Source organism: Nocardiopsis sp. YSL2 (assembly GCF_030555055.1).
Classification (GTDB): domain Bacteria; phylum Actinomycetota; class Actinomycetes; order Streptosporangiales; family Streptosporangiaceae; genus Nocardiopsis.
Genome location: NZ_JAMOAO010000001.1, coordinates 3,439,841 through 3,452,065 on the forward strand (window position 1 = coordinate 3,439,841; position 12,225 = coordinate 3,452,065).

Annotated in this window: 6 protein-coding genes; all 6 read left to right on the top strand. The window is 68.9% G+C overall.

All coding sequences use genetic code 11. From position 1 onward, the window contains the following. Positions 1 to 12: 12 nt before the first annotated feature. The 6 genes from M1P99_RS15365 to tuf all read left to right on the top strand — a co-directional run bounded on the left by M1P99_RS15365 (position 13) and on the right by tuf (position 12,206). The gene (locus M1P99_RS15365; protein WP_304453327.1) at positions 13 to 3,891 is read left to right on the top strand and encodes a DNA-directed RNA polymerase subunit beta'; all 3,879 of its coding nucleotides are present in this window, start codon (positions 13 to 15) and stop codon (positions 3,889 to 3,891) included. 141 nt (positions 3,892 to 4,032) lie between these two features. Beyond that, positions 4,033 to 7,278 carry a hypothetical protein gene (locus M1P99_RS15370; RefSeq protein ID WP_304453328.1) on the top strand — a complete coding sequence of 1,082 codons (3,246 nt, stop codon included), beginning with the start codon at positions 4,033 to 4,035 and terminating at the stop codon, positions 7,276 to 7,278. 651 nt (positions 7,279 to 7,929) lie between these two features. After that, positions 7,930 to 8,301 carry a 30S ribosomal protein S12 gene (gene rpsL / locus M1P99_RS15375; RefSeq protein WP_014912437.1) on the top strand — a complete coding sequence of 124 codons (372 nt, stop codon included), beginning with the start codon at positions 7,930 to 7,932 and terminating at the stop codon, positions 8,299 to 8,301. A 2-nt stretch (positions 8,302 to 8,303) separates the two neighbouring features. Continuing rightward, positions 8,304 to 8,774, top strand: coding sequence for a 30S ribosomal protein S7 (gene rpsG / locus M1P99_RS15380; RefSeq protein ID WP_053616293.1), 471 nt, complete (start codon positions 8,304 to 8,306; stop codon positions 8,772 to 8,774). 45 nt (positions 8,775 to 8,819) lie between these two features. Next, entirely contained in the window at positions 8,820 to 10,934 is a 2,115-nt protein-coding gene (gene fusA / locus M1P99_RS15385) for an elongation factor G (protein ID WP_304453329.1), read from the top strand. Positions 10,935 to 11,012: 78 nt separating this feature from the next. Further along, complete coding sequence (gene tuf, locus M1P99_RS15390) at positions 11,013 to 12,206, top strand: elongation factor Tu (protein WP_304453330.1); 1,194 nt, start codon at positions 11,013 to 11,015, stop codon at positions 12,204 to 12,206. Positions 12,207 to 12,225 lie beyond the last annotated feature (19 nt).

A 12,225-nucleotide genomic window follows, 5' to 3' on the forward strand; every position in this document is an offset into this window, starting at 1 on the left:
GGGACGAATTAAGTGCTCGACGTCAACTTCTTCGACGAGCTGCGCATCGGCCTGGCCACGGCCGACGACATTCGCCAGTGGTCGCACGGCGAGGTCAAGAAGCCCGAGACCATCAACTACCGCACCCTGAAGCCCGAGAAGGACGGACTCTTCTGCGAGAAGATCTTCGGTCCGACCCGGGACTGGGAGTGCTACTGCGGCAAGTACAAGCGCGTCCGCTTCAAGGGCATCATCTGTGAGCGCTGCGGCGTCGAGGTGACCCGGGCCAAGGTGCGCCGTGAGCGCATGGGCCACATCGAGCTGGCCGCTCCCGTCACGCACATCTGGTACTTCAAGGGTGTGCCCTCCCGTCTGGGCTACCTGCTGGACCTGGCGCCGAAGGATCTCGAGAAGATCATCTACTTCGCCGCCTACATGGTCACGTGGGTGGACACCGACGCCCGCGAGCGCGACCTCCAGTCCCTGGAGGCGCGGATCTCGGTCGAGAAGCAGCACCTGGAGCAGCGCCGCGACTCCACCATCGAGGAGCGCCACCGCAAGCTGGAGGCCGACCTCGCCGAGCTGGAGGAGCAGGGCGCCAAGGGTGACGCGCGCCGCAAGGTGCGCGAGGGTGCCGAGCGCGAGATGCGCCAGCTGCGCGACCGCGCGCAGCGGGAGATCGACCGCCTCGACGAGGTGTGGAACCGCTTCAAGAACCTCAAGGTCCAGGACCTCGAGGGCGACGAGATGCTCTACCGCGAGATGCGGGACCGCTTCGGGAAGTACTTCCGCGGCGGCATGGGCGCTCAGGCCATCCAGGACCGGCTCGCCAACTTCGAGCTGGACACCGAGGCGGAGAAGCTCCGGGAGACCATCCGCACGGGCAAGGGCCAGAAGAAGGCCCGCGCCCTGAAGCGGCTCAAGGTCGTCTCGGCGTTCCTCAACACCACCAACAGCCCCATGGGCATGGTGCTCGACTGCATCCCGGTCATCCCGCCGGACCTGCGTCCGATGGTGCAGCTGGACGGTGGCCGCTTCGCGACCTCCGACCTCAACGACCTGTACCGCCGGGTGATCAACCGGAACAACCGCCTCAAGCGGCTGCTGGACCTCGGTGCGCCCGAGATCATCGTCAACAACGAGAAGCGGATGCTGCAGGAGGCCGTCGACGCGCTGTTCGACAACGGCCGCCGCGGCCGTCCGGTCACCGGACCGGGCAACCGTCCGCTCAAGTCGCTGTCCGACATGCTCAAGGGCAAGCAGGGCCGCTTCCGTCAGAACCTGCTCGGCAAGCGCGTCGACTACTCCGGCCGTTCGGTCATCGTCGTCGGCCCGCAGCTGAAGCTGCACCAGTGCGGTCTGCCCAAGCAGATGGCGCTGGAGCTCTTCAAGCCGTTCGTGATGAAGCGCCTGGTCGACCTGAACCACGCGCAGAACATCAAGAGCGCCAAGCGCATGGTGGAGCGGTCCCGTCCGGTCGTGTGGGACGTCCTCGAAGAGGTCATCACCGAGCACCCGGTGCTGCTGAACCGTGCTCCCACGCTGCACCGCCTGGGCATCCAGGCCTTCGAGCCGCAGCTCGTCGAGGGCAAGGCCATCCAGATCCACCCGCTCGTGTGCACGGCGTTCAACGCCGACTTCGACGGTGACCAGATGGCCGTGCACCTGCCGCTGTCCGCCGAGGCCCAGGCCGAGGCGCGGCTGCTGATGCTGGCCACGAACAACATCCTCAAGCCGTCCGACGGCAAGCCCGTGACCATGCCCACCCAGGACATGATCATCGGCCTGTACTACCTGACGACGGAGAAGCCCGGTGCCGCGGGCGAGGGACGGGCCTTCCGTTCCCCGGCCGAGGCGATCATGGCCTACGACCTGGGCGCCCTGGACCTGCAGGCGAAGATCCGCCTGCGGATCGCCGACGGCGCCCCGGCGCCGAAGGACTGGACGCCGCCGGAGGGCTGGGAAGAGGGCGAGCCGTACACCCTGGAGACGACCCTGGGGCGGTACCTCTTCAACGAGGCCACCCCGGTCGACTACCCGTACGTCAACTTCCAGGTGGGCAAGAAGCAGGTCTCGACCCTGGTCAACGACCTCGCCGAGGGCTACCCCAAGGTCCAGGTCGCCACGACCCTGGACGCCCTGAAGGACGCCGGCTACCGCTGGGCCACCCGGTCCGGCCTGACCATCGGCATCGAGGACGTCGTCGCGCCGCCGCAGAAGGCCGAGATCCTCGACGGGTACGACCGCAAGGCCGACAAGATCCAGCGGGAGTTCGACCGCGGTCTCATCACCGACGACGAGCGCCGTCAGGAGCTCACCGAGGTGTGGACCCAGGCCACCGCCGAGGTCGCGCGGAACATGGAGGACAACTTCCCCGCCGACAACCCGGTGTGGATGATGGTCCAGTCCGGCGCCCGTGGTAACCCGATGCAGGTGCGTCAGATCGCGGGTATCCGTGGTCTGGTCTCCAACACCAAGGGTGAGACGATCCCGCGTCCGATCAAGTCCTCCTACCGTGAGGGCCTGTCCGTGCTGGAGTACTTCATCTCCACGCACGGTCAGCGCAAGGGTCTGGCCGACACCGCCCTGCGTACCGCCGACTCGGGCTACCTGACCCGTCGTCTGGTGGACGTGGCGCAGGACGTCATCGTCCGCGAGATCGACTGCGGCACCGACCGGTCGCTGTGGCACGAGGTCGGCGAGAAGAACGCCGCCGGCACCGTGGTGCGCAAGCACAACGTCGAGAACACCGGTTTCGGCCGCACCCTGGCCGAGGACACGTTCGACAGCGACGGCAACCTCGTGCTGCCCGCGCTGAGCGACACCTCCGAGCAGAACATCGACAAGCTGGTGGCGGCCGGGCTCACCCGGGTGCGCATCCGCTCGTCGCTGACCTGTGAGGCGAAGATCGGTGTGTGCACCACCTGCTACGGCCGCTCCATGGCCACCGGCAAGCCGGTGGACGTCGGTGAGGCGATCGGTATCATCGCGGCCCAGTCCATCGGTGAGCCCGGTACCCAGCTGACCATGCGGACCTTCCACATGGGTGGTTCGGCCGGTCAGGACATCACCCACGGTCTGCCCCGTGTCCAGGAGCTCTTCGAGGCCCGCATCCCCAAGGGTGTGGCCCCGATCTCCGAGATGGAGGGCCGGATCCGGATCGATGACACCGAGAAGAGCCGTAAGATCGTCGTCATCCCCGACGACGGCACGGACGAGATCGCCTACCCGGTGCCGATGCGTGCCCAGCTGCTCGTCAGTGACGGTGACCACGTCACGGTCGGCCAGCAGCTGATCCAGGGTGCGATCAACCCGCACGAGGTCCTCCGTATCCAGGGCCCGCGCGCGGTGCAGCAGCACCTCGTGTCGGAGGTCCAGGAGGTGTACAAGTCGCAGGGTGTGTCCATCCACGACAAGCACATCGAGATCATCGTCCGCCAGATGCTCAAGCGGGTGAACATCCTGGAGTCGGGTGACACCGAGCTCCTGCCGGGTGAGATGGTGGAGCGGCCGAAGTTCGAGCGGATCAACCGCCGCGTCGTCTCCGAGGGCGGTCAGCCCGCGGCCGGACGTCCGGTCCTGCTCGGTATCACCAAGGCGTCGCTGGCCACGGAGTCGTGGCTGTCGGCGGCCTCCTTCCAGGAGACGACCCGGGTGCTCACCGAGAACGCGATCCACGGCAAGAGCGACCCGCTCCTGGGCCTCAAGGAGAACGTCATCATCGGTAAGCTCATCCCGGCCGGTACGGGCATCCCCCAGTACCGCAACATCCGGGTGGAGCCGACCGAGGAGGCGAAGGCTTCGATGTACTCGGTCTCCGGGTACGAGGAGCCGAGCGAGTACACCTTCGGACAGGGTTCGGGCGAGGCCGTCCCGCTGGAGGAGTACGACTTCGGTCCCTACAACAGGTAAGAGCGATTGGCTGAACTGACGGCGGCGGTCAGCCACCCCCGGCTGGGGGTGGTGCCGCCGCCGTTCGTCGTGGTCGGTCCGCACACGATGGTGTGGACGGGGTAGAGGGCGCTGCGGCGCCGGCTGGAGAGCAGGCACACAGTGACTGATAACGGGGGCGGACGGGGCTCCGGTGCGGCGGATTCGTGGTTCAAGCCGACGGAGAACCGCTACCGCACGCAGTCCGAGTACCAGGACCCGCTCGAGGAAGAGAACGAGGACGCGACGGTCTTCCCGGACAGCGGGGGCTACGCCGGGCTGAGCTCGTCGCGCCCGCCCATGGTGGAGCCGTACCCGGAGGCGCTCGGCGGCCCCCCGCCGGCCGCTCCGCCGTCGACACCCTCCATCTCCTACCCTGGCGCGAGCCAGGCGGCTTTCCAGCCCCTGACCCGCGTGCCGGGGGAGTACGACGACGACAACCCGTCCCAGGACGCGGGGGAGCGGGAGTTCCCCGGTGTCGCCGCGAGCGCCCAGGTGCCCCTGCCGCCCGACGAGTCGGGTCGGACGGGCGACGAGGTGTGGGGTCGCGATTCCTGGGCCCGGCCCGACTCCCGCGCACAGGCCGGCTCCGAGGGCGCGGAGCCGGCGGCGGACGACACCCCGTGGGGCTCTGCGGAGCCGTCGGGGACCACTGACTTCTCGTGGGACGCGCCGGAGGGCGCGCCCGCGAACCCGGCGACCGCCGAGGCGGACGCGGGCGCGTGGAACCCCGGTCGGCCGGAGGAGGCCGGTTCGGCGTGGAACACGGCTCCGGGGGCCGACGAGGGTGCTCCCTGGGCCGCCCTGGACGCGCCACTGAACGATGTGCGGGGCGCTGACGCCCCGTGGAGTGCTTCCGGTGCCCCGGCGGCGGGAGAGTCGCCGTGGGCCGCGCCGGACGGTGCGGTTCCGGACGTGGACGCGGGTTCGCGTGGCCCGGACCGGTCGGAGGACGCCGAGACCTGGACTCCGTCCCCCTCCGCGGATGACGCTCCGTGGGGTGCCGCCGGCCCGGCGGAGAGCGGTGCCGACTGGAGCCCGCAGACGGCTCCGGACGCCGGTCTCGACGCGGACGCGCCGTGGGGTGCGCCGGCTCCGGTGTCGGATGCGGCGCCCGAGGCGGACGCTCCGTGGGGTGGCGCCGCGTCGTCGGGGACCTCCGACGTCTCGTGGGAGGCGCCGGTGGGCGCGGACCCGAGCCTGGACGGTCCGGTCGGCCCCGACGCGGGTGCCTGGCCCCCCGCGCAACCCGCCGACGACGCTCCGTGGACCCCGGCCGCCGCGGACGATACGCCGTGGGGAGCCTCCGCCCCGGTGGGGGACCCGACCCCTGGTGCGGGCGCTCCGTGGGGTGCCCCCGCCGAGACCGGTGGCGACTGGGGCCCGCACCCGGCCCCGGAAGAGGGCCTCGGCGCCGACGCGCCATGGGGTGCGCCGGACGGTGCGGTTCCGGACGTGGACGCGGGTTCGCGTGGCCCGGACCGGTCGGAGGACGCCGAGACCTGGACTCCGTCCCCCTCCGCGGATGACGCTCCGTGGGGTGGCGCCGTGTCCTCGGGGACCTCCGACGTCTCGTGGGAGGCGCCGGTGGGCGCGGACCCGAGCCTGGACGGCCCGGTCAGGCCCGATGAGGAAGCCTGGACCCCGGCTCACCCCTCCGACGACGCTCCGTGGGGTGCGCCCGCCCCGGCGCCGGATCCGGGGCCCGACGCGGATGTGCCGTGGGGTGGCGCCGCGTCGTCGGGGACCTCCGACGTCTCGTGGGAGGCGCCGGTGGGCGCGGACCCGAGCCTGGACGGCCCGCTCGCACCCGACACGGGTGCCTGGACCCCGGGAGAGCCCGCGGGCGACGCGCCCTGGGATCCCCCGTCCCGTGCGGACGACGCCCCGTGGGGCGCCGCCGCCCCGGCGGAGAGCGGTACCGGCTGGACCCCGGAGGCGGATCCGGGCACCGGCCTCGGCGCGGATCCGACGCTGGACGGACCGGTCGCACCCGACGCGAGCGGGTGGAACCAGGAGCGGCCCGCGGACGATGCGCCGTGGGGCTCGCCGGACGGCGCCATGAGCACGGGTGCCGGGCAGGACGACGGTTCGTGGAACCCGGGACAGCCGGAGGACACGGACGGCTGGACCCCGGTTCCGACCGCCGAGGACACCCCGTGGGGCACCGCCGCCGTGGGGCCGGACGCGCCCGAGGCTGGCGGGTGGAGCCCGGAACGGCCGGAGGGAACCGAGGGGTGGTCCCCGGCTCCCGCGGCCGAGGACCCCTTCCGCGGCCCCTCACGGGACTGGGACCACGACGAGCTCGGCTCCCGTAGCTGGGGGGACGAACGGCGCTCGGACCTGCGGGACGAGGGCACCGAGGGCCTGGAGTCCTGGGCACCCGCCCGGGAGGGCGACGACGCCTGGGCGCCCCCGGCCGACCCCGAGCCCTGGAACGGTGACCGCTACGCCGACGAACTGTCGCCCGAGGCACCGGACCCCGGTCCGGGAGCGAGCGGCAACACCTGGGCCTTCGGCCGGGACGACATGCGGCTGCCCGACGTCGTGCGCGAGGCGGAGCAGCGCCGCCGGGAGGCGGCGGGCGGCCCGGAGTACCAGGACTGGGGCGGCGGGCCCGAGGCGCCGGCCGACCCGCTGGCCGCCATCGCGGACATGCAGGCGCGGGCCGCGGAGCCGGGTGCGCGCGGCTACGACGAGCCGGCGGCCCGGTACGACGAGGGCGCGACGCAGATGTTCGACGCTCCCGCCTACGACGCTCCCGCCTACGAGGCTCCGGGCTACGACGACCCCGCCTACGACGCCCCCGGCCATGACGAACCGGCCCACGACGGTCCGCACGGCGGCGGCGCGACGCAGATGTTCGACGCCTACGACGAGGACGACCAGGGCGAGTACGACGCACCCGTGGCCCAGGGGGCACCGTCGGACGTCGTTCCCCAGGAATTGCGGGACGAGTCCGAGTACGACGACGGCTTCACTCCCGCGGACTACGGGATGCCCGCGCGGCCCGAACCGAGGAAGCGACGCAAGGACCCGATCGCCGACGACTTCCCCGGATTCGGCGACCGTCCCCTCGGGGGCGAGGCCGGCGACGCCTACCCGGGGTACGACAGCATCGACTACCTCGCGGACACCGAGCGGGGGGCGGTGGTCACCCTGTGGCTGGGTCTCGCCTCGCTGCTGCCCGGCATCGGTCTCATCACGGCCGTCCTCGCGCTGGTCGTCACCGGCCCCAGGGCCAAGCGCGCGATCCGCGGGTCGAACGGACAGCTCGACGGTCTCGGCTTCATCACCACCGGAACCGTGTTCGCGGTGGTCGGCATCCTGGTGACCGTGGCCTCGGCACTGGTGTTCTTCCTGCTCTGAACCGGAGTGAGGTCCGTGTCCGGTGGGTTCCCTCCACCGGACACGGACCTTTTTCGTCGGCCGAGGACCGCAGAGCCGTGCCGTCGCCCATGACCTCCGTCACCACGCGCCCCGGGCCGGCCAGGACGTGTTCGGCCGGATCTCCTACGGGGCGGACTCTGTGCACCTCGGGACGGGTTCCCGCCGTAGTGACGGAACGCATACCGGAGCGAAACCTCCCGAGTCGGACCGCCGATCCGCGAAAACCACGGACGAAAGCAGTCACGAAGCGCGTAGACTAGGGGTGACCCACGGCTGAGCGAGGACTGTTCATGCGGTTCTCGCCCTGTCGCACACCGTTTTGACCGCGTAGTCGGCAGGCGGTAGCCTGTGTGATTGTGCCCGTGAGTCGACGGGTCATCACGTATGTGTGCGGCACCCTTCGTTCCTCGGGAGTGGCTTCAGGCCTTCCCGAGTAGGCACAGGGCGCGCCGCGTGCGTGAACCCCCTCCCGTAAATCGGCCTCCGGCCGGGTGTCATCGGCTTTGCCGTGCTTGGGAACTAGCGCGACACGCCCGACATCGGGGGTCGGGGAGGTTCGGGAAATCCAGCAGGTCAATAGCGATATCGGCTAAGAGAACCGGCGTAGGTCACGAGGAAGACGGAGACGCGGTGCCCACCATCCAGCAGCTGGTCCGCAAGGGCCGACAGGACAAGGTCGCAAAGAACAAGACCCCGGCGCTGAAGGGGAGTCCGCAGCGTCGTGGTGTGTGCACGCGTGTCTACACCACTACGCCGAAGAAGCCGAACTCCGCTCTGCGCAAGGTCGCTCGTGTGAAGCTCAGCAGCGGCATCGAGGTCACGGCCTACATCCCCGGCATCGGCCACAACCTGCAGGAGCACTCCATCGTGCTCGTGCGCGGTGGCCGAGTGAAGGACCTGCCGGGTGTCCGTTACCGGATCGTCCGCGGTTCGCTCGACACCCAGGGCGTCCGAGGCCGCAAGCAGGCACGTAGCCACTACGGCGCCAAGAAGGAGAAGTAAGCATGCCGCGCAAGGGACCGGCGCCGAAGCGCCAGCTCATCACAGACCCGGTCTACGGCTCGCCGCTCGTCACCGCACTCATCAACAAGGTGCTGCTCGACGGCAAGCGCTCCATCGCCCAGAGCGTCGTCTACGACGCCCTGGAGGGTGCTCGCGAGAAGACCGGACAGGACCCGCTCGTTGTTCTCAAGCGCGCCCTGGACAACGTCAAGCCCGCGCTCGAGGTCCGCAGCCGCCGTGTCGGTGGCGCGACCTACCAGGTGCCGGTCGAGGTTCGCGCCTCCCGTTCCACCACGCTGGCTCTGCGTTGGCTGGTCGACTACTCGCGCAAGCGCCGTGAGAAGACCATGACCGAGCGTCTGATGAACGAGCTGGTCGACGCCAGCAACGGTCTCGGCGCGGCCGTCAAGAAGCGTGAAGACACGCACAAGATGGCCGAGTCGAACAAGGCCTTCGCCCACTACCGCTGGTAACCCCGCGGCGATTCGATTCCTTGAGACCTAGGGAAGACGAGCCTCATGGCTGCTAAGACTGAGCTTGACCTGGCCAAGGTCCGCAACATCGGGATCATGGCCCACATCGACGCGGGCAAGACCACGACCACCGAGCGGATCCTCTACTACACCGGTGTGACCCACAAGGTGGGCGAGGTCCACGATGGCGCCGCCACGATGGACTGGATGAAGGAGGAGCAGGAGCGGGGTATCACCATTACCTCGGCTGCTACCACCACCCACTGGGACGACCACACCATCAACATCATCGACACGCCCGGCCACGTCGATTTCACGATCGAGGTCGAGCGCTCGCTGCGTGTTCTGGACGGTGCCGTCGCGGTGTTCGACGCCAAGGAAGGCGTCGAGCCCCAGTCCGAGCAGGTCTGGCGCCAGGCTGACCGGTACGGCGTTCCGCGTATCTGTTTCGTCAACAAGATGGACAAGATCGGCGCCGAGTTCCAGCGCTGCGTCGACATGTTCCGTGAGCGCCTCGGCGCCAACGCCATGCCGATCCAGCTGCCCATCGGCGCTGAGAGCGACTTCAAGGGCGTGATCGACCTCGTCCGGATGGTCGCCTACATCTGGAACGACGAGGCCGCGCTCGGCGAGATGTACGACACCGTCGACATCCCCGAGACGCACGTGGACGCCGCCCGCGAGGCGCGCGACCAGTTCATCGAGACGCTGGCCGAGGCCGACGACGAGATCATGGAGCTGTACCTGGAGGGCCAGGAGCCCACCCTGGAGCAGCTCGTTCCGGCGATCCGCCGCGCGTGCATCGCCGGTACCGCGATCCCGATCGTCTGCGGCACGGCGTTCAAGAACAAGGGCGTCCAGCCCCTGCTCGACGCGGTCACCGCCTACCTTCCCTCGCCCCTGGACGTCGAGTCCGTCGAAGGTCACGACCCCAAGGACGAGACCGAGCAGACCAAGCTGGTCCGCAAGCCCAGCAACGCCGAGCCGATGTCGGCACTGATCTTCAAGATCATGAGCGACCCCCACCTGGGCAAGCTCACCTACGTGCGCATCTACTCCGGCGTCCTGAAGACCGGCACCCAGGTGCTGAACAGTCTCAAGGGCCGCAAGGAGCGCATCGGCAAGATCTACCGCATGCACTCGAACAAGCGTGAGGAGATCGCCGAGGCGGGCGCCGGCGACATCGTCGCGGTCATGGGTCTCAAGGACACCACGACCGGTGAGACGCTGTGCGACGCGTCCCAGCCGATCGTCCTGGAGTCCATGACGTTCCCGGCTCCGGTCATCGAGGTGGCCATCGAGCCCAAGACCAAGAGCGACCAGGAGAAGCTGGGCATCGCGATCCAGCGCCTGGCGGACGAGGACCCCTCGTTCCAGGTGGCCTCGGACGAGCAGACCGGCCAGACCGTGATCTCCGGCATGGGCGAGCTGCACCTCGAGGTGCTGGTCAACCGCATGCGCGACGAGTTCAAGGTCGAGGCGAACATCGGTAAGCCCCAGGTGGCCTACCGCGAGACCATTCGCAAGAAGGTCGAAGGCTACGTCTACACCCACAAGAAGCAGACCGGTGGGTCGGGCCAGTTCGCCAAGGTCAAGATCGACCTGGAGCCGCTCGAGACCGGGGACGGCGACGCCTCCGGCTACGAGTTCGTCAACGCCGTCACCGGTGGCCGTATCCCGCGGGAGTACATCCCGTCGGTGGACGCCGGAGCCCAGGAGGCCGCGGAGCTGGGTGTGCTCGCGCACTACCCGCTCGTCGGCATCAAGGTGACGCTGCAGGACGGCCAGTACCACGAGGTCGACTCCTCCGAGATGGCTTTCAAGACCGCCGGTTCGATGGCCTTCAAGGAGGCCGTCAAGCTCGCGAAGCCGACTCTCCTGGAGCCGGTCATGGCGGTCGAGGTCACCACTCCTGAGGAGTACATGGGCGACGTCATCGGTGACCTGAACTCCCGCCGTGGACAGATCCAGTCCATGGACGAGCGTTCCGGCGTCCGGCTCGTCAAGGCCCAGGTGCCCCTCTCCGAAATGTTCGGCTACGTGGGTGACCTGCGCAGCCGTACGCAGGGTCGAGCCAACTACTCGATGGTGTTCGACTCCTACGCGGAGGTTCCGTCCGCTGTCGCCCAAGAAATTGTGGCGAAGGTTCGCGGCGAGTAGTCGCGAACACGTAACCAGTCCTGTTCTGCCCACGCGGGGCAGGACACCAGATAGCTCTGTACGTCTAGGAGACATCCAGTGGCGAAGGAAAAGTTCGAGCGGACTAAGCCGCACGTCAACATCGGCACCATCGGTCACATTGACCACGGCAAGACCACGCTGACCGCGGCCATCACCAAGGTGCTGCACGACGCGTACCCGGACCTGAACCCGTACACGCCGTTCGAGGACATCGACAACGCTCCCGAGGAGCGCGAGCGCGGTATCACCATCTCCGTCGCCCACGTCGAGTACCAGACCGAGGCGCGTCACTACGCCCACGTCGACTGCCCCGGTCACGCGGACTACGTGAAGAACATGATCACGGGTGCGGCGCAGATGGACGGCGCCATCCTGGTCGTCGCCGCGACCGACGGCCCGATGCCGCAGACCAAGGAGCACGTGCTCCTGGCCCGCCAGGTCGGCGTCCCCGCCATCGTCGTCGCCCTCAACAAGGCCGACATGGTGGACGACGAGGAGATCTTCGAGCTCGTCGAGCTCGAGGTCCGCGAGCTGCTCAGCGAGTACGAGTTCCCCGGTGACGACGTTCCGGTCACCAAGGTCTCCGCGCTCAAGGCCCTCGAGGGCGACGCCGAGTGGGGCCAGAAGGTGCTCGAGCTCATGGGCACCGTCGACAGCTTCATCCCGGAGCCCGAGCGGGACACCGAGAAGCCCTTCCTCATGCCGATCGAGGACGTGTTCTCGATCACCGGTCGCGGCACCGTCGTCACCGGCCGCATCGAGCGGGGTATCGTCAACGTCAACGAGACCGTTGACATCGTCGGTATCAAGGAAGACAAGCAGAGCACCACCGTCACCGGTGTCGAGATGTTCCGCAAGCTGCTCGACCAGGGCCAGGCCGGCGACAACGTCGGTCTGCTCCTGCGCGGCATCAAGCGCGAGGACGTCGAGCGCGGCCAGGTCGTCATCAAGCCCGGTACGACCACCCCGCACACCGAGTTCGAGGGCCAGGTCGTCATCCTGTCCAAGGACGAGGGTGGCCGGCACACGCCGTTCTTCAACAACTACCGCCCGCAGTTCTACTTCCGCACCACCGACGTCACCGGCGTCGTGACGCTGCCGGAGGGCACCGAGATGGTCATGCCCGGTGACAACACCGAGATGTCCGTCGTGCTGATCCAGCCGGTCGCGATGGAAGAGGGTCTGAAGTTCGCCATCCGCGAGGGTGGCCGGACCGTGGGCGCCGGTCGCGTCACGAAGATCATCAAGTAGTACGCAAGCCGGGGTGGCC

Bases quoted from the DNA above. Each gene is read 5' to 3' on its own strand.
- rpsG (WP_053616293.1), top strand. From the start codon at position 8,304: ATGCCGCGCAAGGGACCGGCGCCGAAGCGCCAGCTCATCACAGACCCG.
- fusA (WP_304453329.1), top strand. From the start codon at position 8,820: ATGGCTGCTAAGACTGAGCTTGACCTGGCCAAGGTCCGCAACATCGGG.